Genomic DNA, 19,185 nt, shown 5'->3' with positions numbered 1-19,185 from the left:
CGGCGTGTTACGCAGCCCCACCGCCCTTGACGGGGCGAAATTCATCGTTTGATGGCCCGAGGGGCCGATTGACGAGGACGAGCGAATGACCATCAAGTCTTTTGGGGCGCAATGCGGCCCCCTGAATATTTCATCCCGCCTGCCGAGGATCGGATGATGGAGACGCGGCATGGGGAACGTCATCAACCTGAATCGTTTCAGGAAGCGCGCCGAGCGGGAAGCTTCGGCGAAACAGGCGGACGTCAACCGGGCGAAGTTCGGCCGCACCAAGGCGGAGCGGTCGGCGGAGGAGACGCGCACGGACAAGGCGAAGGCGCATCTGGACCAGCATCGGATCGATCGCGAGGAGCAGCCATGAAGTCGCCCGTCGTGAAGCGGTCGATCGTCGTTGCCGGCCACAAGACCAGCGTCAGCCTGGAAGAGGCGTTCTGGAACGGCATGAAGGAGATCTCGGGTCTGCGTAACATGACGCTGTCCGAGCTCGTCGGCGAGATCGACGGCAACCGCCAGCAGGGCAACCTGTCCTCGGCGATCCGGCTGTTCGTGCTCGATTACTTCAAGAGCCGGGCCATGGCCACCCAGCCGGACAAGGTCCCGGCGCAGTAGCCGCCGGGGCGTGTTTTCGGCGCGACCACGGCGCCTGTACTTTAAAATCACTCTAAGGTGCAGTTTCAGCCGCCGAGTGCGCTTGACCTCAATGCCCTGCGTTGAAAATACAGGGCATGACCGACCATGATGAAAAGCGCCCGCACATGCCGCTGGGTCTGGCCCTACGCGGCTATACCGGCGTCATTCAGCACCTTTCCACCAAGGATACGGGTTCGGCGCTTTCGGACATCGAGCTCGAGAGCCGCCTGATCGAGCTCGGCTTCGTCGAGGGGGCCCGGGTCGAGGTCCTGCATGAGGGGCTGGTCGGGCGCGACCCGATCGCGGTCAGGGTCGACAGCATTACGATCGCGGTCCGTCGGCGCGAAGCCATGGCCATCATCGTCGCCTAATCAGCGACCGGATAACTGCCCCCAAGGCCCTTGATCCCATGGAAGCACCCCTGCTGCATCTCGCCCTGGTCGGCACGCCCAACAGCGGCAAGACCTCGCTGTTCAATGCCCTGACCGGCAGCCGGCAGAAGGTCGCGAACTATCCCGGCGTCACCGTCGAGCGCAAGGAAGGCTTCTTCGTCACCCCGCTCGGCCGCCAGGTCTCCGTGGTCGACCTGCCCGGCACCTACTCGCTGCGCGGCCGCAGCCCGGACGAGGAGATCACCCGCGACTTCGTGCTCGGCAAGGCCTCCGGCGAGATCGTGCCCGATCTCGTGCTGTGCGTCGCCGACTCCACCAATCTGCGCCTGACCATCCGCCTGCTGCTCGAGCTGAAGCGCACGGGACGGCCGATGATCCTCGTCCTCAACATGTTCGACATCGCGAGCCGCCGCGGCATCACGGTCGACGTCGAGCGGCTCGTCAAGGAGCTCGGCGTGCCCGTGGTGACCTCGATCGCGGTGCGCAAGGGCGGCACCGCCGACCTGCTGGCGCTGACCGACGAGATTTCCGCAAAGCTTGCCGCCGAGCCGCAGGAGAACAGCTGGCGCGCGCTCAGTGTCTCCGAATTGCGCGCCACCCAGCGCGAAGCCGACCGCATCATCGCCGATTGCGTCAGCCTGCCTGCTCGCCCCGACACCTGGACCGCGCGGATCGACGCCGTGGTGCTGCATCCCGTCGGCGGGCTGATTGTGCTGGCGCTGATCCTGTTCGTGATGTTCCAGGCAGTGTTCGCCTGGGCGCAGCCGGCGATGGATCTGCTCAAGTCGGGCTTCGACGCGCTCGGCGAGCTCGTGAAAGCCACCCTGCCCGACGGCCTGCTCCAGAGCTTCCTTCAGGACGGCGTGATCTCCGGCGTCGGCAGCGTGATCGTGTTCCTGCCGCAGATCATCCTCATCTTCCTGTTCATCCTGCTGCTGGAAGATTTCGGCTACATGGCACGCGCCGCCTTCCTGATGGACCGCATCATGGGCGGCGCCGGCCTGCACGGCCGCGCCTTCATTCCGCTGCTGTCGAGCTTTGCCTGCGCCATTCCCGGCATCATGGCGACGCGCGTGATCGACAACAAGCGCGACCGCCTGACCACGATCCTGATCGCGCCGCTGATGACCTGCTCGGCGCGCATCCCGGTCTACACACTGATCATCTCCGCCTTCATCCCGGCGAAGGACGTCTGGGGCTTCATCAACCTGCAGGGCCTCGTGATGTTCGGCCTCTACGTCACCGGCATCGTCAGCGCGCTTGCCGTCTCGTTCGTGATCAAGTTCTTCATGATCCGCGACTACGCACCGGCGCCCTTCATGCTGGAGCTGCCGGACTACAAGTTGCCCAGGCTGAAATCGATCGCGATCGGCATCTACACCCGCGCAAAAATGTTCCTGCAGCGCGCCGGCACCACGATCTTCTCGATGATGGTGCTGATCTGGTTCCTGGCCTCGTTCCCGCAGCCGCCGGCGGGCAGCACCGAGCCTGCGATCGACTTCAGCCTCGCCGCGATCATCGGCAAGGCGCTCGAGCCGCTGCTCGCCCCTGTCGGCTTCAATTGGCAGATCGCGGTGGCGCTGATCCCCGGCATGGCAGCCCGCGAGGTCGCGGTCGCCGCGCTCGGCACGGTCTATTCGATCGAAGGCGGCAAGGAAGCCGCCGAGCAGATCGGCCAGGTGCTGGCGACCAAATGGTCGCTCGCCACCGCACTGTCGATGCTGGCCTGGTACATCTTCGCTCCCCAATGCGCCTCCACGCTCGCCGTGATCCGGCGCGAGACCGGAAGCTGGGGATGGATGGCCGTCACCTTCACCTACATGCTGGTGCTGGCCTATGCGGCGAGCCTCGTGACGTACAACGTCGCGGTGGCGCTGGGCGCGGGATAGCCTCTCTCAAAACTCAAACAGCGAAAACAACCCCATGCACAGTAGACGGGGGTTGTGAAATCAATGGGTTACGGATGTGCGAAACTCATCCGGCGGTAGCCCGGATGGAACGCCGCGAAATCCGGGCTACGAACCATGGGCGGTTGCGCCGTCGGGCAAAACACTGGCATGATGGCATCATCCCGAAAATCATCGACGCCGCACACGCTTCATCCCGTGAGGCGTGGATTATGCGAAGCAGCCGTGTAGTGCATTGCGCCAATCAGGGTTTTGGATGTCCCGATTATATTGGATTGAGATTCGGGCGACAGGACGGATAGCGATTATGGCACGTCCTCGCGCTGACGAGTGGCTGGAGTGAAGGCGTTCGGTAATGCGCAGCGTGGCGAGATGCCGCCTGCCCGATAGACGGCGCATTCTGCCAAGAGCGTCACCACGGCGCGTTGCTTGCGCTCCACCCGGAAGTTCGACCTTTGATTTCGGTCAATGGTAGGGCTCATCGGCATGTCACGTTGTCTCGTCGTCCTGCAAAGGGAGAGAGCACATGATCAGACATGCCAAGCTGCTTGGACTGTTCGTGACCGCCGTGCTGTTCACGGCAACGCCCCTGTCGTTCCGCTACTCGCCGGTGGATGCGCTGACCGTGTCAGCTGACACAGCCGAGGCCCGCGTCGGGCGTCCTCTTACGCCCGGAAGCGTTGCAGGTGTCAATCGCAGGGTCCATCGGCGCGCCTACTATGGTGCGGCAGCGGCGGGAGCCGCAGCCTATGGGGCCTATGGTGCCTACGGCTATCGACGTGCTTGTGGATATTACCCCTACCCGCCCTGCTATTGAGGGGCGCGCGACCTGGGCCGGTTGGACCGTCGTAGGATGGGTAGAGCGAGGCGAAACCCATCGCGCTTCGACACGCTCCGAAGCAATGATGGGTTTCGCAAGAGCTCTACCCATCCTGCGGACTTCTATTTCGGTTTGGCGCTGACGCGCTGCGCCTGGCGTTGGGCTGCGATCAATTCCGTCTTGATCCTGTCCTGCTCCCCGGCGGGGATCAAAGGCTCATCGCGTTGAGGCGGCAGATCATGGACTGGAAGATAGTCATGCAAGGTGCTTGAGCCGGGCTGCCGTTGCGCGGCGCGGCTGTCAGCGACATCGTCCCTGGCAAGCGTCGCACATCCGCCGAGCACGGACAGCATGAGCAGGACGGCATGGCGCGCCAACAAGGCGCGGAACTCGATACGCACGATTACGCAACCTGATGTGTGGTGACGTCAGACCTCGGCAAAGAAGAGCAGATACAGGAAGCCCAGGACCGTCGGCAGGAACGCCAGCGCGATCCAAATCCAGAAATCGGCGTCGAAGATTGCCTCTGCATTGCCGCTCTCGTGACTCGCCGGCAGTTGCGACCGCTGCCAGGCAGCATCGGCCACGAAAAGAGGACGTCGGGGATTGTTTCCCATGGTTGGGTCCTGCGTCCTTCAGCCGGGGAAAAGCGAGGTCACCGACAAGGCGATGAGCGTGATGAGGATGCGCCCGAGAGTCGCAAGCAGGACGGTCAGAAGAAAGCGCTTCATCGGGAGGCCGTTTGTCCTTCGTTGATTGGCGTCGGCTGTGGCTTTGCGCCGGAGTCCGTCCATGACGGCGGCATGCCGAGCTGCTGACCGACGAACCCGGTCACACCTGGAAATCTGCCGAATTGCTCGCAGGCGACGTATTTTGGCGCGCCGCCGAAACGTGGCCCCACGCTCTCGACCGGGGGCAACGCAGGCAATCCTCCGAAAGGAGACTCGCCCGTCAGAACGAGCTTGGAGAAATCCGCGCCGAAATCCGATGCAAGGTCGTAGGCGTCGCCCTCGTTGGCGATCCGCGGCGAATTGGTGATCGAATTGGCTCCGCGCGCCCAGACCATTGCCGCCTTCTGGAAGCCGGCGAAGTCTCGTGCTTCGGCCTCGACGGAAAGGCTGCCCAGACCGACCGGCAGTCGCGGCACCGGCACGGGCACGCCGGGCAACGCCACGGTCTTTGCAACCGCGGCGGCCTTCGAGGCCCCCGCCGCGGTCTCACCGGTCGGCGTTGCATGAGTCACCGTGGCTTGAATCGTCAGGTCGGCGTCGTCGTCGCTCGAGACGATGCGAAACTTCTCGCTCAGCCTGAGGCAGAGCTCGCGGCTGATCGCATTCGCGACCAAAGCCCGCTCCTTCTCGTTGAGAGGCACCCCGGCCCGCGCCGGAAACATGGCGGGAGCAATCCGAACGGTCTTTGCAGCGAGCAGATCCTTCTTGCTTGCCCGGATCTGCGCCTTGGTGACCAGGCCATCGGCCTCCGACAGGCGGTCGTAACTTCGAAGTGAGCCCGCGCGATCCAGCGGGGCTGCCGCGCAGCCCGCGAGTATCAGCGTCAGCGACGCCATCGTGGTCACGTCCGCCCAGCAGAAACGGGTAGAGATACGCACCACAGGAACTCGCAACGATTATTAGACTTATCTCTCTAATAATTGATCCGAACGGCTTGTCAAGAATAATAGAGTTACCTCTCTATTTTTGACGTCGCTGCGGTCAAATTGTGGTAAGCCAGTGTCAGAATTGGAGACGCCGATCGTGCGCAAAGTGGACCCCGTCAAACACGAACAGAAGCGCCGGGACATCCTCGACGCGGCGTTTCGTTGCTTCATCAAGAACGGTTTTCACGGGGCGAGCACGACGGACATCTGCGCCGCGGCGAAGATCAGCCCGGGGCATCTGTATCACTACTTTCCGAGCAAGGAGGCGATCGTCGAGGCCATGGTCGATATCGGCCTCACGCGTGCGGCGGCGGAGCTCGGCAAGATATCGGCGGCGCCGGACTTCATCGAGGCCCTGATCCAATATCTCGAGCAAGGCAGCCTGCGCCATCGCACAGCCCAGGTCCTCAGCCTCGATGCATTGGCGGAGGCCGCCCGAAACCCCCACTTCGCAAAGATTGTCGAGAAGCACGGCAGCGAACTGCGAAATCTGCTGGTCGATTTTATCGGCAAGGCGCAACGCGAAGGGCAGATCGATCCGGGGCTGGACCCGACTGCCACCGCCAACATTCTGCTCGCAATCATCGACGGCATGCGTGCGATGCCGATCCGCTCGCCGACGTTGGACATCGAGCATAGCGTCAACCATCTTCGAACCCTGCTATCGCGTTTCCTGAAGCCGCCGAAAGAGGTGTCAGCGCACGTGCGCCGCGTCACCAGCAGCAGGAACGCGGCTTTGAACACGAACCGGAAGAGATAATCGGCGACAACGCGATCAACGCAGAGCGGCGATCTATTTTCATGGACCACTTCAGCACAAGCAGATTGATCGCCGAAAGGCTGAACGAAAGTCATCTCGCAGACCTGGTCGCGCTGCATCTCGATGCCGAAGTGTCGCGTTATCTCGGCGGGCTGCGCTCGGCGGAGGCAACGAAGACCTATCTCGACGTCAACATGGCCCATTGGGACCGGCACGGTTTTGGCCTCTGGGCGCTGCGAACGAAAGACGGCACATTCGCCGGACGGGCGGGCATCCGGCACATCCTCGTCGACGACATCGACGAGATCGAGATCGCCTACACCTTCAAGCGCGACCTCTGGGGCCAGGGACTTGCGAGCGAGATTGCGATCGCGCTGACGGACATCGGGCTGACGCAGCTCCAGCTGCCGTCCCTCATCGGCCTCGTCTTCGTCGGACACGGCGCGTCCCGCCGCGTGCTGGAGAAGGCGAACTACATCCTCGAGAAGAGCACGACGCATCATGGCGAGGACGTCGTGATCTATCGTATTCGACAGTAACGGCGCATCCTCGCAGGACGGGTAGAGCGAAGCAAAACTCATCGCGCCTCGACACGCTCAGAAGTAATGATGGGTAGAGCGTCAGGATGATAAGCACCTAAAGGCGCCCTAGGTAATCTCCATTCACCTCGTCGCGGCCATTGATCGACGGACTGACTTGCATCGGTGTCACGCCGGTCCCGCCGCACACCAGCGGCGGGACCCATAAGCCGGCAGCTATTTGCACCTCTATCAAACCCTCTTTATTCTGGGCGGCTGCCAGGTGCCTTCGCCCGCGGGCAGGACCGAGGGTGGTTCTGTCTTTGGCCAGTAGAGCCGCATCACCAGATAGATCGGGCCGTTCGGGGCCGGCAGCCAATTGGCTTCCTTGTCGACGCCTGGAGATTTGTTCTGGATGTACAGCGTCAACGACCCGTCCGGATTCGTCTTCATGGCCGGCAGCATCGGTGAATTGATCAGATACCGGTTGATCGGATTCTCGATGAGCAACTGCGTCTTGCCGTCGTACATTGTGATGGACCAGAAGGCATTCACCGGCGGCTGCTGACCCGGTGCAAAGGTCAGCGTGTAATTGTGCTTGCTGCCATCGAGAGTCTGGCCATCGCTGTCGCTGCGCGTGAGCGGATATACCGCCTCCACGGCATCATTGCCGTAGATACCGGCCTTGGCGGCGACGGCGCGCTTCAGCCAGTCGCCATTGTAGTGCGCGCTATCGCCCGGCAACGAACTGATCCGCCAGCCGTTGACATCCTTGCCGACCGTCGCGACGGCCTCATCGATCTTGCGCTCACCTTCCTTCATGCCGAGACCGACTTCGAGCTTTTGTTCCAGCGGCAGGTCCTTGAAGTTGAAGGTCTTGCCCGGCCCGACGCCGATGGCGGCAAGCTTTGCGCGTATCTCCTTCTCGTTCTCCTGGGCGGGCGCGAACTGCAGCGCGAAGTCGAGGTATTCGAAGAAGTTCGTTTTCACGAGCTCCTTGTCGATCTTTGGGAAGTCGACGGTCGCCGCGGCAGTCGTGATCGGTTGTTTCAGATAGGCGGAAAGCGTCTGTACCTTGTATCCGTCCTGCACCTTCTTGACGTTGTCGAGATCATCCGGGTTGAAAAGCTGGGTGCGATAGCCAGCCACTGAAAACTGTGTGCTTGACCGGAACACCTTCTTGATCCCGGGTGGGGTCGCGCCCTTCCAGTCCGGCCCCACCACCATGTAGTCGCCCGGTTCACTTCCCGTGGCACGGCTGCCGATATAGCCGTAGTTGTAGGTATTGCCGTCGCAGAGCATGACCGAATAGTAGCGCTTGGGGTCTACTGCCGGAACGGACAGGACGACCGGCTCCGCCCGGAGGTCCATCCACACGAACGAATAGGGCGTATCGCTGTTCGGCGTGACAATGGCAGTGTCTTTGTAGGTGAATACGTTGGGCTCGTTCTTGATCTGATTGAATGGCGCCTTGAATTGCCCGGAATTGCGATCGACGGCGTACGCGTACATGACGGCGTAGTTCATCACGATCGGCAGGCCGTAGATGAAGCCGGCTTCGGCAATGTCGTTTGCCTTGAAGAAGCCCGGACGATCGGTGCTTGTCTGCGCATGTACTGGGACGGATTTTGCCGTTGAGGCGGTGATCGCGGCGAGGGCGGCGGAACGAAGAAGATCGCGCTTCGTCAGCATTTGAACGTCTCCTCTTCTAGTTGCTTCACGGGCCGCCGCTGTGGCCATCGCGGCGCGCCGGGGGCTTTCATCCCCCAACGCAAGCGTGGTGAGGTTCACGCGACCCCGTCCTTTTTCACCGGCGGAATCTTCCATGATCCGTTGATAATCGAGGGATTCTTCTCGCTCGGCCAGTACAGCCGCATCATCAGCACAAAGTCGCCTGCCGGTGCCGGCAGCCAGTTCGATTCCTTGTCCTTCCCCGGCGAGTCTTTCTGGATGTAGAGGTCGGTCGAGCCGTCAGGGTTGGATTTCAGATTCTGCCGCGCGCTGATCGAGTAGCGGTTGATCGGGTTGTTGACGAAGAAATAGTCGGCGTCATACATCGTCACCGACCAGAAACCCTGCGCCGGCGGCAACTGTCCCCTGGGGAAGCGCATGACGTATTTGTTCGCGCCGTTGTACTTTCGGCCCTCCGCATCCTTCAATGAAGTCGGATAGACGGCATCCTGCGGCCGGTTTGCGCCGAGCCCGATGGCAGTGACCAGCGCCCGCATCAGATAGTCGGTGCCGTAGATGCCCGTCTTGGTCGTGAATCCCCAGCCATTCTCATCCTTCACCTCCTTGTTGATCTTGAACTGGAGCATGATCCGGTCAACGGCGATTTCCGGGACGCGCTTGACGAAATCCGCCTTGAGCTTGCTTGCATCGAAATCCTGTCCCGGCACGATGCCGATCCTGGCGAACCTGGCGAGCTGAGGCGCATCCGCAGCCGCCGGCGGGTTGTCCTTCATCAGCTTGCAAAGCAGTGTGAAATAGGCCGTCGCGTCCATGCGGTTGACCTGTTCGCGCACTGCCGTCTTCATGTCTTGGGACGGATCGACCGTGCCCGGCGGCGGCGTGTAGGGCTTGCCGTAGGCACTCAGCGGCACGAGTTTGACTTCGTCCTGCAACTTGTGCACTTCGGCGTAGTCCTCCGGCGTACCGGTGCAGTAGATGCGGCCGAGCAGCCACACGATGCTGGTGGGCGACTTGTACTCCTTGACACCGGCCGGCAGCGTGCCTTTCCAGCCGGGTCCGGTGATGGCGTAGGTCTGCGCGGCGGTGCCGGTGGTTCGCTTGCCAGGCACCTGGAATACCGTGGTCCAGCCGTCCAGCATCGGAAAGAGTGCATAGCGGCCTTTCATGTCGGGGAGGCTGAGCACCCACGGCTCCTTGCCGACGTCGAAGAAGGCGGTGGTGTAAAGCGTGTCCGCATTCGGCGCAGTCACGTCCCGGAAGGACGCATTCGGATACTGGCGCAGCTTGATGATCTGCCCCATCGGCGCCTTTGTCCCCTCCGGTGCCGCGACGTTGGTGATGACCCTGCGCGTCATCTCCATCGTTACCAGCGGATAGCCGTAGATGTAGGCATCAGTGGCGAGCGCGAAATCCTCAAGTCCCTCGCCGATGCCGAGAAGTTCACCAAGCTCGGCGCGAGTTGGTGCGCTCATCGAGGTGCCGGCGAGCAGGCTCATGCTGCCAATCATGACGTTGCGACGGGTGATGCTCATGGGATGGACTTCCTTGGGATTCGATATCGAAAACTGTTGTCGCTTTTCATTGACAGGGCCCGCGCGTCGCCCTCTCACTCGCCTCAATAGCAAGGTGGATAAGGGTAATAGCCGCAGGCGGGGCGGCCGTAGCCGTACGCATAGGGCGCTGCGTATGCCGCCGCTCCCACGGCGCCGGCATACATCGCACCGCGAAACGCGGAGCGACGCGCTACGCCCGCAAACGACAGCGGCGTGAACGGGCGGCCGATGATGTCGATGAAGAGGGCAGCCCCGCCATCCGCGCCGGCGAGATCACCTTCGAGGATCTGAACATTGAAGGTCAGCTTGTCGCCCTCGAGCTTCGGATTCTTCAGCACGACGACGGCGTCTTTCACGGAACCCTCCTTGCCAAGCACCGATACGGTCGCGTTCGGAGGATTCTTGGCAAAGCTGTCGTCACCCGATCCCCATTCCGCGATGACGTCAGCGGTCGGCTGGTGGCCTGCCGCCCTGACCGGCCGATCGGCAAATATGATGGCGCTCGGTGTCACGCCGGTCAGCGTCAGGGTATCGCCTTGCAGCGTCGCGCCGCGGGAATTCAACACGAACAGGGAGGGCACGATGTCTGGCTTGGCTGCGGCCGTGGGCGTGCCGATTGTTTTCATCGATGGCGCCGGCGGAGCGGTTTGCGCAACAGCTGCTTCCGCGCCCAGCGCTATGGTTGCTGCGAGCACCCCCGCGATCTGAACCAGTCTTAGGCCTCTCGTCATGTCAGCGTCTCCTGTTGGGAGTTCGGCTAAGCCTTTTCGAAATTTGCTCGCGGAAGGTCACGCGTTCGTCCGCACCGGTCTAAAAGCAATTCTCCCCTGGCGCGCGCGAAGTTGCGCCCAACGTGGGGGCTGCAGGCGCAGTTTGTGCTGTCGCCCATCCGGGCGCGCAGAGCAGCCCGGCCACAGTCAAGGTGAAGCAAGTTGCATGCTGTCGCATATGGCATCGCTCCATGAATGGGTGTGAGCAATACGTATTGGGTTCAGCGATTGGTGTCGAAAAGCCGTTGCACGCGCCGGATGGGTGAACTTGATGCTTGGTATCAGACGCTCCCTGCTCGCGACGAGATCGAGCCCATTCCGTGTTCAGGTGTAGGAGAAACGGAACGGCCCCCGTTCTGATTGATCTAGATCAAGGGAATCTCAGCCTTACGTTGCTGAAGTACAATGGCACCCGCTTTTCGAGGGGCATGGTTGGCTGCGTCCTGTCGCCTGGCACGGTTCCGTCAGGAGCTTCGATGAAGCGCTTGGATGCAACCGACCTGAACAGCCATTCAAGAAAGTTTCGTTGCTGTTCCTGCAACAGGTACTGGCGGCAGCCGTTGACCAGGCGACGATGCAGACCAAGGAGGAACAGATGAAGAAGCTGACTTACGCTCTTGCAGCGCTAGCGACGCTTGCAATCGGTACCCCTACCATCGCCAACGCGGCCGGCTTCGGCGTCTATGTCGGCGGCGACAGGGACTATTATGATGGCCCCCGCGCGCGCATCTACCAGCATGACCGCGGCTGGCATCGTGGCTGGTACCATCGCGACCGCGACTACGACCGCGGCGTCGTGATCCGTCGTTATCATCATTGGGACGATTGATGCGAGCCAGCGCACGTACAAGGAGGCCTCGCTTCGGCGGGGCCTTTTTGCATGTCGGCCGCCTTCGCCGCCACCATCACTCGCCGCGATGGCGCAGCGCGTCGACGATGACCTTGAAGGCGGGCGCGTTCTGGCGGCGGCTCGGATAGTAGATGTGGTAGCCGTCGAACGTCGGCGACCAATCGTCAAGGACCAGTACGAGGTCACCGGATGCGATGTGCTGCTGTGCGATGTTCTCCGGCACATAGGCGATGCCGTATCCCTTCAGGGCTGCGTCAGCCTGGGCGTAGGAATTGTTGAAGGTCAATTGTCCGTCGACGCGGACGCGAAGCTCCTGGCCTGCCTTGGCGAACTCCCACGCATAGAGCCCGCCCGCCCGTTCCATGCGCAGGTTGATGCAATTGTGCCGCACGAGCTCGTGGGGGTGCGTCGGCGCACCGTGCTCGGCGAAGTAGCCGGGTGAGCCCACGGCCACCAGTCGCCAGTCCGGTCCGATCCGCACCGCGACCATGTCCTTCTCGACGCTCTCGCCGAGGCGGACGCCGGCGTCGAATCCCTCCTCGACGATGTTGCGAAATCCACTGTCGAGGCTGACCTCGAGCTTGATGTCCGGGTAATCCTTCAGGACCGGCTGCAACTTCGGCCACACCACGCTGTGAAACGCATGGTCCGAAATCGTCATCCGGATCCGCCCCGAGGGCTTGTCGCGGAATGCCATGAGGTCGGCAATGTCGGCCTCGATCTCGGCAATGCGCGGCGCCATCGACAGCCGCAAGCGCTCGCCCGCTTCAGTGAGACCGACGCTGCGAGTCGTGCGCGTCAGGAGCCGGATACCCATCTGGTCTTCCAGACGCTTGATGGTGTGGCTCAACGTCGACTGCGCGATACCGAGCTTGGCGGCCGCCTTGGTGAAACTGCGCTCCCTGGCGACGGTGAGAAACCACAAGAGATCGTTGAAATCGTGCCTGGCCATGGTTGTCCGCCGCTGAAACCCACCATTTATGCCCGAGGTCGATCAATGCAAGCGGACTATTCCATCTAATCGGGTTGCGCGCGGGGCGCTATCTGGACGCTGCGGACGACCGCGGCTTTCAAACCCCGAAAGGATACGACCATGCTGGCAACGCTCATGTACGGTCCCGGCGACGTTCGCTGCGAAGCGGTCGACGACCCAAAGCTTCTCAAGCCCACCGACGCCATCATCAAGCTGTCGGCGACCTGCATCTGCGGCTCGGATTTGTGGCCCTATCGCGGCCTGCAGCCGACCGACGGCCCCGCGCATATGGGCCACGAATATTGCGGCGTCGTCGTCGAGGTCGGCAGCGAGGTGAAGACGGTGCGGCCCGGGCAGTTCGTCGTCGGCTCATTCTGCATCTCCGACAACACCTGCCCGCATTGCCGCTTCGGCTTCCATTCCTCCTGCGTGCAGCGCGAGTTCATGTCCGGCGCACAAGCCCCCTTCGCGCGCGTGCCGCTGGCGGACGGCACGCTGGTGGCGACCGCGGAGCTTCCATCGGCCGATCTCATTCCCCATCTGCTCGCGACCTCCGACGTGCTCGGCACCGGCTGGTATGCCGCCGACGCTGCCAACGTCGGCGAAGGGTCGACCGTCGTCGTGGTCGGGGACGGTGCGGTCGGGTTGATGGGCGTGCTGGCGGCCAAGGAGATGGGCGCGGCGCGGATCATCGCCATGAGCCGGCACGCGGCGCGGCAGAAGCTCGCCACAGAGTTCGGGGCCACCGACATCGTGGCGGAGCGCGGCGAAGAAGGTGTTGCCCGCATCAAGGATCTCACCGGCGGCGTCGGTGCCGATTCCGTTCTGGAGTGCGTCGGCACGCAGCAATCGATGACGCAGGCGATCGCCTGCTCACGGCCCGGCGGGTCGATCGGCTATGTCGGCGTGCCTCACGGCGTGACCTTCGAAGGCGAGGCGATGTTCTTCGCGCAGCGACGCATGCTCGGCGGGCCGGCGCCGGTCCGCCGCTTCCTGCCGGACCTGATCGACCGCGTCCTCGCCGGCAGGATCAAGCCGGGCAAGGTGTTCGATCTCAAGCTGCCGCTGTCGGAGGTGGCCGAGGGATACCGCGCCATGGACGAGCGGCGCGCGATCAAGACGTTGATCACCGTGTAAGAGAAATTGCTTCGCTGCGCTCGCAATGACGGTGTGTAGCCCGGATGGAGCGCAGCGTAATCCGGGACCACCGTGTCCGCGCGAGAAGGACCCCGGATTGCGCTTCGCTCCATCCGGGCTACGAAAATCTTACCGGAAATATCCCACCACGAGATCGACGTCCGAGCTGCGGGCCACCGTGCCGTTCAGTTCGGCATCGATGACGCGGCGGCAGGCCTCGATCGCGGCGTGGTCGCCGAGGTCGTTGGCGGCTTCGAGCACGAGCCAGGCGGCGTCCACCGAGGCCTTGTCCGGTGCCCCGCCGCCGATGTCTGTGGCGACGACCTTGTCGAGGCTCTTCTTGCGAACCGCGGTGCCGAATTGAGGCAACATCTGCAAATACTCCCCTCTCGAATTCCCGCTCGGTGAACCTGTTCAGTGAACCTGGAGCTCGGGCTGACGGCCCGAAGCGGAATCGGCACCCGCGCTGTTCTTGCGCGACTGGTAGAATTTCAGAATGCTGCGCGACGTCTCGATCTTGAGCCGGCCGTATTCGCGCTCATTGTCCTGGAGGTCGCGCGCGGTGATCAGATGATCCTTGGCACCGAGGAACAGCAGCGACATGGTGGTGTCCCAGGAGAAGTCGAGCGCCTTGCACAGCACCAGGATCATCTCGCGGTTGCGGTCCATCAGCGCGCGCTCGATCACGTCGACCGGCAGCGCCGACAGCAGCGACAGGCCGATCTGCACTTCGTCGAAGCGGTGCTGGCGCGCATAATTCGAGATCGAATCCTGGTTGAGGTTGCCCTGGCGGTACTGCGTCGTCACCACGCGCTTGGCAACGAAATAGCTGCGCGAGGACGGACCGAACTTGGACTGAAGATCGCCGGTGACCTCGGTCACCGAGCTCTGGATCTGCGCCATCATCTCGGGGCGCTCGGTCTCGAGGCGGCGGCGGACGTCTTCCGACGCCTTCGAGATCAGTTGCTGGAAGATGTGGCGCGGCACGTCCTTGCGCAGGCCGAGCTGCTCGGCGAGGATCGAATCGCCCTCGGCGCGGCGGACCATGTGCAGCAGGCCCGAGCCGGAGAAGCGGGCGCCCTCGTTCTTCGCAACCGACGTCACGACCTCATGGTTGCCACGCTTGACCAGCACGTCGGTCACGGCCTCGCCGATCGACTGGCGCTGGGAGATCGCGAGCAGATGCGCCTGGCCCTTGGTCAGGGCGCTCTCGACCAGAACCTTCTCGTCGATCCGGGTGGAATCGCGCAGCACGGGGCCGGCGACCTCGATGGCGTCGTCGAAGGCGAGCTTCTCGATGACGTTGAGCGGAGCGTGGTCGCAGGCCGACATCAGTTCGGACAGCTGCACGCGGGCGGCGACCTCGATCTCGTCGGCGAGCCGGCCGATCACCTCGCCGAACATGCTGATCTCGTCGTCGCTGTAGCGGCCGGTGATCAGAATGTCGGTCGCATGCCACAACGCGCGTGCCCGGCTTTCGTCGGTGCCGCGCGCGATCGCGTCGTCCAGATCCTGTAGAAGCGATTTCGCCGCGTTCATCTCGATACCCCAGTTCTTGGTCGTTCTTTGGCGAGTCGTCCCGCCTGCTCGGCGCGACGCCGAATTCCTCTGGGATCCAACGCTAGAGATGAAACGCGAGAATTCGGTAAAATCGGCAAATCAGTTTTGCCGACGAAAATTCATTCAAATGCGAGGGAATGCGTTAACCGGCCGGCAAGCTGCTACACCTCTTCCCGCTAGGAAGAGGTGACCATCGAGCGCTGCGGGGAGCACCGTCGCATCACGGATTCTGCGGCGTCAGCACCAGCGGCGGCTTCGGCTTGGGCTTTGCGGGCGGAGGGCCCGGCGCCGGCCGCACCTCGATCGGCGGCGGCAATGGCGCGACCTGCTGGCTTGCGAGCGGCGGGCTCGCAAGTGGAGGGCTTGTGAGCGGAGGGCTTGGCGCGGCGGGCGCGGCCTGCGGCGCCTTCGGCGTCGGCGCGGCCTTCTTGGGCGGCGGCGCGCGGCGCGGGTCCTGGCCCGGCAGCGGCACATTGGCCGGCACCTGCTCGGGCGCGGCATCCGGAGAGACCAGCGTCGGCAGCGCGGCGGTTGCCGGCGGCGGCTCACCGCGCTCGATCGCATCGAGACGGCGCGTCTCGCGATCGATCGTGCGCACCGCAAGCCATGACGACAGCGGCGCGAGGTCGACGGTGCGGCTCAGTCTATCGGGGGGACCTGCCGCAAACAGCTGGATCTCGGGCGGTGCACCGGAGAGCCCGGTCATGATCGGCGTCAGGCTGGCACGGATGTCGGCCTGGTCGGCGGGAATGTCGTAGCCGCCGGAGACGATGGCGCGCGCGTTCTTGGCCTCCAGCGGCGTCGCGCCGACCCGCAGCCGTCCGTCGCGGATCGTGAACGGGATCTGCGCCGAGGCGACCGCGATCGGACCGGCCGCCAGCGCCGGCTCGACCAGCTGCCGCAGGCGGTTGTCGTCACTGACCTGGCCGCCGTCGCTGGCGCGGATGGCAATCTCGAAGGCGCGCGGATTGAGGCCGGAGATTTCGGCGGATTCGAGCGTCACGGTGCCGTTGCCGGCGAGCGCGCCGGTGAGCGCCGCGACGCTGCGGCCCTGGCTGGTCAGTGCCATTTGCACCGACGCCCGTCCCTTCGGCAGCGCGAGATCGCGGTAGCGCAGCACGGTCGCATCGACATTGCCGAGCTCGATCCGCGCGTTCAGTGCCAGGCCATTGGCGCCATTGCGCGCGTCAAAGCTCGCCGACATCTCGCCGCCGCCGACGCCGCCCTTGAGGCCATCGAGCGCGAGCGACTGGCCGTCGCTGCGGATCGTGCCGCCGAACGGGCGCAGCTCGATGCCGCCGGGCATCGTGCCGCGCAACGCCTGAAAGGCAATGCGGCCGCGCCAGCCACCGAGCAGCCCCGCGCTGAGCGGCTCGCCCGCATCGCGTCCCGCCGCGCCGATCGCCATCGCAAACGCAGGCCCAAGGTCGAGCGTATCGAGACCGACCTCGCCGTCGACGCTCTTCTCCTGATCGAGCGTGACCGCGAGACGCCCGCGCAGACGCGAGCTGCCTGCGCTGCTGTCGAGATCGTCGAAGGTCAGGCGGTTGCCGGAGAGCGTGAGGCGCGAGGACAGGCTGACGCTCTGCGCGGATTTGTCGGCCGAACCGGTCCCGAACAGCGGCGCGAGGTTGACGTTGCGCACGCGCAGATTCACGCTGGCCTTGGGCTCCGACAGTTCGACAGTCCCTTGCGCATCCGCATCCAATCCGCCGCCACTGATTTTTGCGTTCAATTGCAGCGGCCGGCGCCAGGCACCGCTCAAGCGGCCCTCGAACTGCGAAGCGCCCTCGCCTGCGGCCACCACGCGATCGAGCCCGAGCAGGGCCAGCAATGCGCCGGCCTGCGGGGTCGACAGTTTGGAATCCAGCGTGAAGTCGCTGCTCCGCAATTTGTCGAGATCGATGCCGTTGACGGCTGCTACCGGTGTCTGCGCGGCCAGCGTCGCATTGGCCTTGAGCTGCGGCGCGTCGAGATCGAGCACGGCGCGGGCGTCGCTGCGATCGGCATGCTCGGCGCTCCTGTCGAGGCTGAGGTCGAGCTTCAGGCGGGTTGCGCCCGGCAGTGCCGGGAGCGCATCGAAGCGCGCGCGCACCGACGGCGCAAGCGGCTCGATCAGCGCAGTGAGCTCGCGCAGCGAGTTGCCTGAGGATTTCAGCGCGAGCTTGCCGGTGGCCCTGGTGCGGTCGAAGCTGCCGCTCGCTTCCGTGGTCACGCCGCTGGTCTGGCCGAACCGCAACTGCTCCAGCGACAGCGACGCCGGCGAGTAGCCGAGCTTTGCCGCGAACGGCCGCAGCTCCTGGCCGGCAGAGATGGCGCGGCCGACATCGAGCGACAGCTTTGCTTCCTCCGGCCATTCACCTTGCGGCCCCGCCAGCGCGCGGACAAAACTCGCGGCGGCATCGAGATCGAGCCGGTCGGCCTTCAGCTCGGCGTCGATCCGCGAGCCCTTGCTCGCGCCGGTCTGGACGAAGGCAATTCGCCCCTCGACGGCACCGCCCTCGATCTCGGCCTTCAGCCTGTCGACGGCGAGATGGTTGGCGGCGATCGTCACGTCGCCGGCAAGGCGCAGCGGCCGCGTGCTGCGGCGGTTGATCTCGCTGCGGCCCTGGAGCCAGGCCACCAGCGTATCGGGATCGGACGACTCGACGTTGAGGCGGCCGCTGAAACTGTCGGCGCCCGGCGTCGCGCCGTTGAGCGAGAGCTGCGTCATGCCCGGCGCGCGCAACTCGAGCCGCCGGAAGGTCCAGGACCGGCCGTCGGTCGCAAGCTCCGCCGCGATGTTCTGGAGCGGGCGGCCACCGAGCATGATCTGGTCGGAGTTGAACTCGATCTGCGCCGGGATCGGCGCCTGCGGGATCGCGGCGAGGCCAGCGCGCAGCGCCGGCAGGATGCGCAGCGGCTCGGAATCGTTTTTCGCCGCCAGCCTGTCGGCATCGATCTGGCGGGCCGACAGCACCGCGCGCAGCAAAGGCGAAGCACCGAACCTGAGCTCGCCGACGCCGCCGGCTTTCAATGCGTTGTCATCGGTGCCGATGCTCGCATCGATCTGGTCGAACCTGGCGCCGGCCGGGTCGGCCTTGAGTTTTGCGGTGAGCTTCCACGGCGTCGGCCCCGCCTCGCCGGGCTTCTTCGCCGCGGGCACGGCGAGCGTCAACGCGCCGTCGAATTTCGGCTGGCGGCCTTCGAAGGCGAGCACGCCTTCGAGATCGGCCAGGATCGCGCGCTCGCCGGGATCGACGTTGAGATGCAGACGCGTGGCGCTGCCGTCGGCGCTCGGGCCGGAGGAGATGCGGAACGGATAGCGCGTGCCTGATACCTTGAAACTGCCGTCGCCGCGCACCGAGCCGGCGAGCGAGCGGACGTCGCCGGAGAATGCGATGTCGGTCAGCTCCAGCGTCGAACGGCTGGCGGCATCATGCAGCGCGACACGCCCGGTGAGATTCAGCCGCTCGATGGCGAGCGAGGCCAGGTTGAAGCTGCCGCTCGCGGTGGACGGCAGGTCGACCCGCCCGCGCGCATCGAGGCCGAGATCGACCGCCATGCCGCCCACGGTCAGCTCGGTGGCGCGCCATTCGCCGCGCATGAGGGAGCCCAGGCTGAACTCGACGTCGAGCTTGTCGGCGCGCAGCCGGCCGAGATCGTTGTTGCCGCCGAAGGTCACGGAGCGCAGCCGCAAGGTCGGCGCCGGCAGGAGCCGCGCGTCGAGCTCGCCCGCCACCCGCACCGGTACGCCGATGATCCGGCCGGCCTCCGCCTCGAACTGGGGCCTGAACTGGTTCCAGTCGATGAAGTAAGGCCCGATCAGCGCGGCCAGCAGCGCTAAGATGAAGGCAATCGCCAATCCGAGCAGCGTCGTCTGCACGGGTCTCCCCTCGGCCAAACCGGCACCCGGGCCAAACCTTGGCCCCTGCAAACCTTGGCCTTGAGGCTTCAGGCGCGCCGGAACAGCCCCTTATATAGAGGGAA

At 64.2% G+C, this 19,185-nt stretch carries 19 protein-coding genes; 9 read left to right on the top strand and 10 right to left on the bottom strand.

What is annotated here, in order from left to right; all coding sequences use genetic code 11:
- Positions 1–169: 169 nt before the first annotated feature.
- The 5 genes from JQ592_RS25735 to JQ592_RS25715 all read left to right on the top strand — a co-directional run bounded on the left by JQ592_RS25735 (position 170) and on the right by JQ592_RS25715 (position 3,743).
- The gene (locus JQ592_RS25735) at positions 170–358 is read left to right on the top strand and encodes a DUF4169 family protein (protein ID WP_211405568.1); all 189 of its coding nucleotides are present in this window, start codon (positions 170–172) and stop codon (positions 356–358) included.
- Positions 355–606 carry a ribbon-helix-helix domain-containing protein gene (locus JQ592_RS25730; protein WP_211405567.1) on the top strand — a complete coding sequence of 84 codons (252 nt, stop codon included), beginning with the start codon at positions 355–357 and terminating at the stop codon, positions 604–606. Before JQ592_RS25735 ends, JQ592_RS25730 begins: the two co-directional genes overlap by 4 nt.
- Before the next feature lie 116 nt (positions 607–722).
- Positions 723–998, top strand: coding sequence for a FeoA family protein (locus tag JQ592_RS25725; protein ID WP_211405566.1), 276 nt, complete (start codon positions 723–725; stop codon positions 996–998).
- A gap of 38 nt (positions 999–1,036) precedes the next feature.
- Complete coding sequence (gene feoB / locus JQ592_RS25720) at positions 1,037–2,908, top strand: ferrous iron transporter B (RefSeq protein ID WP_211405565.1); 1,872 nt, start codon at positions 1,037–1,039, stop codon at positions 2,906–2,908.
- Between the two features lie 544 nt (positions 2,909–3,452).
- Positions 3,453–3,743 (top strand): hypothetical protein, encoded by a 291-nt coding sequence (locus tag JQ592_RS25715; RefSeq protein ID WP_211405564.1) that lies wholly within the window; start codon positions 3,453–3,455, stop codon positions 3,741–3,743.
- 125 nt (positions 3,744–3,868) lie between these two features.
- Here JQ592_RS25715 and JQ592_RS25710 read toward each other — a convergent pair whose 3' ends face one another.
- The 3 genes from JQ592_RS25710 to JQ592_RS25700 all read right to left on the bottom strand — a co-directional run bounded on the left by JQ592_RS25710 (position 3,869) and on the right by JQ592_RS25700 (position 5,313).
- A complete protein-coding gene (locus JQ592_RS25710) occupies positions 3,869–4,147 on the bottom strand; it encodes a hypothetical protein (protein ID WP_349630492.1) in 279 nt (92 codons plus the stop codon).
- Between the two features lie 27 nt (positions 4,148–4,174).
- Positions 4,175–4,363 (bottom strand): hypothetical protein, encoded by a 189-nt coding sequence (locus tag JQ592_RS25705; protein ID WP_211405563.1) that lies wholly within the window; start codon positions 4,361–4,363, stop codon positions 4,175–4,177.
- 110 nt (positions 4,364–4,473) lie between these two features.
- The gene (locus JQ592_RS25700) at positions 4,474–5,313 is read right to left on the bottom strand and encodes a DUF3313 domain-containing protein (protein ID WP_211405632.1); all 840 of its coding nucleotides are present in this window, start codon (positions 5,311–5,313) and stop codon (positions 4,474–4,476) included.
- 187 nt (positions 5,314–5,500) lie between these two features.
- Between JQ592_RS25700 and JQ592_RS25695 the strand changes: the two genes are divergently transcribed.
- Both JQ592_RS25695 and JQ592_RS25690 read left to right on the top strand, forming a co-directional pair.
- Positions 5,501–6,163, top strand: a complete 663-nt coding sequence (locus JQ592_RS25695) for a TetR/AcrR family transcriptional regulator (protein ID WP_211405562.1) — start codon at positions 5,501–5,503, stop codon at positions 6,161–6,163.
- A 41-nt stretch (positions 6,164–6,204) separates the two neighbouring features.
- Positions 6,205–6,702: a GNAT family N-acetyltransferase gene (locus JQ592_RS25690; protein ID WP_211405561.1), complete on the top strand. Its 498-nt coding sequence runs from the start codon at positions 6,205–6,207 to the stop codon at positions 6,700–6,702.
- A gap of 231 nt (positions 6,703–6,933) precedes the next feature.
- Here the strand turns inward: JQ592_RS25690 and JQ592_RS25685 are convergent, their stop codons facing one another.
- The 3 genes from JQ592_RS25685 to JQ592_RS25675 form a co-directional block, all read right to left on the bottom strand.
- Positions 6,934–8,373, bottom strand: a complete 1,440-nt coding sequence (locus JQ592_RS25685) for a DUF1254 domain-containing protein (RefSeq protein ID WP_211405631.1) — start codon at positions 8,371–8,373, stop codon at positions 6,934–6,936.
- A 95-nt stretch (positions 8,374–8,468) separates the two neighbouring features.
- Positions 8,469–9,905, bottom strand: a complete 1,437-nt coding sequence (locus tag JQ592_RS25680; protein ID WP_211405560.1) for a DUF1254 domain-containing protein — start codon at positions 9,903–9,905, stop codon at positions 8,469–8,471.
- An 83-nt stretch (positions 9,906–9,988) separates the two neighbouring features.
- On the bottom strand, positions 9,989–10,657 hold the full coding sequence (locus JQ592_RS25675; RefSeq protein WP_246820663.1) for a hypothetical protein: 669 nt from the start codon (positions 10,655–10,657) through the stop codon (positions 9,989–9,991).
- 565 nt (positions 10,658–11,222) lie between these two features.
- Here JQ592_RS25675 and JQ592_RS25670 point away from each other — a divergent pair.
- A complete protein-coding gene (locus JQ592_RS25670) occupies positions 11,223–11,525 on the top strand; it encodes a hypothetical protein (RefSeq protein WP_349630491.1) in 303 nt (100 codons plus the stop codon).
- A gap of 76 nt (positions 11,526–11,601) precedes the next feature.
- On the opposite strand, the gene JQ592_RS25665 is transcribed toward JQ592_RS25670, so the two are convergent.
- On the bottom strand, positions 11,602–12,498 hold the full coding sequence (locus JQ592_RS25665; RefSeq protein WP_211405559.1) for a LysR family transcriptional regulator: 897 nt from the start codon (positions 12,496–12,498) through the stop codon (positions 11,602–11,604).
- A gap of 141 nt (positions 12,499–12,639) precedes the next feature.
- Between JQ592_RS25665 and JQ592_RS25660 the strand changes: the two genes are divergently transcribed.
- Positions 12,640–13,656 (top strand): zinc-dependent alcohol dehydrogenase family protein, encoded by a 1,017-nt coding sequence (locus JQ592_RS25660; RefSeq protein ID WP_211405558.1) that lies wholly within the window; start codon positions 12,640–12,642, stop codon positions 13,654–13,656.
- Positions 13,657–13,785: 129 nt separating this feature from the next.
- Here JQ592_RS25660 and JQ592_RS25655 read toward each other — a convergent pair whose 3' ends face one another.
- The 3 genes from JQ592_RS25655 to JQ592_RS25645 form a co-directional block, all read right to left on the bottom strand.
- Positions 13,786–14,028, bottom strand: a complete 243-nt coding sequence (locus tag JQ592_RS25655; RefSeq protein WP_211405557.1) for a hypothetical protein — start codon at positions 14,026–14,028, stop codon at positions 13,786–13,788.
- Positions 14,029–14,070: 42 nt separating this feature from the next.
- Positions 14,071–15,195 (bottom strand): DUF2336 domain-containing protein, encoded by a 1,125-nt coding sequence (locus JQ592_RS25650; protein ID WP_211405556.1) that lies wholly within the window; start codon positions 15,193–15,195, stop codon positions 14,071–14,073.
- A gap of 241 nt (positions 15,196–15,436) precedes the next feature.
- On the bottom strand, positions 15,437–19,081 hold the full coding sequence (locus JQ592_RS25645; protein WP_211405555.1) for an AsmA family protein: 3,645 nt from the start codon (positions 19,079–19,081) through the stop codon (positions 15,437–15,439).
- Between the last annotated feature and the right edge of the window lie 104 nt (positions 19,082–19,185).

This window comes from Bradyrhizobium iriomotense (assembly GCF_018129405.1).
In the GTDB taxonomy this organism is placed as follows: Bacteria; Pseudomonadota; Alphaproteobacteria; order Rhizobiales; family Xanthobacteraceae; genus Bradyrhizobium; species Bradyrhizobium iriomotense_B.
Note: the sequence above shows the minus strand (reverse complement) of the source record. Positions and strands in the feature narration are given on the sequence as shown.

Excerpts from the sequence above, each read along its gene's own strand:
- JQ592_RS25715 (WP_211405564.1), top strand. The coding sequence starts at position 3,453 with ATGATCAGACATGCCAAGCTGCTTGGACTGTTCGTGACCGCCGTGCTG.
- JQ592_RS25725 (WP_211405566.1), top strand. The coding sequence starts at position 723 with ATGACCGACCATGATGAAAAGCGCCCGCACATGCCGCTGGGTCTGGCC.
- JQ592_RS25700 (WP_211405632.1), bottom strand. The coding sequence starts at position 5,313 with ATGGCGTCGCTGACGCTGATACTCGCGGGCTGCGCGGCAGCCCCGCTG.
- JQ592_RS25675 (WP_246820663.1), bottom strand. The coding sequence starts at position 10,657 with ATGACGAGAGGCCTAAGACTGGTTCAGATCGCGGGGGTGCTCGCAGCA.
- JQ592_RS25665 (WP_211405559.1), bottom strand. The coding sequence starts at position 12,498 with ATGGCCAGGCACGATTTCAACGATCTCTTGTGGTTTCTCACCGTCGCC.
- JQ592_RS25730 (WP_211405567.1), top strand. The coding sequence starts at position 355 with ATGAAGTCGCCCGTCGTGAAGCGGTCGATCGTCGTTGCCGGCCACAAG.
- JQ592_RS25735 (WP_211405568.1), top strand. The coding sequence starts at position 170 with ATGGGGAACGTCATCAACCTGAATCGTTTCAGGAAGCGCGCCGAGCGG.
- JQ592_RS25650 (WP_211405556.1), bottom strand. The coding sequence starts at position 15,195 with ATGAACGCGGCGAAATCGCTTCTACAGGATCTGGACGACGCGATCGCG.
- JQ592_RS25680 (WP_211405560.1), bottom strand. The coding sequence starts at position 9,905 with ATGAGCATCACCCGTCGCAACGTCATGATTGGCAGCATGAGCCTGCTC.
- JQ592_RS25660 (WP_211405558.1), top strand. The coding sequence starts at position 12,640 with ATGCTGGCAACGCTCATGTACGGTCCCGGCGACGTTCGCTGCGAAGCG.
- JQ592_RS25705 (WP_211405563.1), bottom strand. The coding sequence starts at position 4,363 with ATGGGAAACAATCCCCGACGTCCTCTTTTCGTGGCCGATGCTGCCTGG.
- JQ592_RS25655 (WP_211405557.1), bottom strand. The coding sequence starts at position 14,028 with ATGTTGCCTCAATTCGGCACCGCGGTTCGCAAGAAGAGCCTCGACAAG.
- JQ592_RS25685 (WP_211405631.1), bottom strand. The coding sequence starts at position 8,373 with ATGCTGACGAAGCGCGATCTTCTTCGTTCCGCCGCCCTCGCCGCGATC.
- feoB (WP_211405565.1), top strand. The coding sequence starts at position 1,037 with ATGGAAGCACCCCTGCTGCATCTCGCCCTGGTCGGCACGCCCAACAGC.
- JQ592_RS25690 (WP_211405561.1), top strand. The coding sequence starts at position 6,205 with ATGGACCACTTCAGCACAAGCAGATTGATCGCCGAAAGGCTGAACGAA.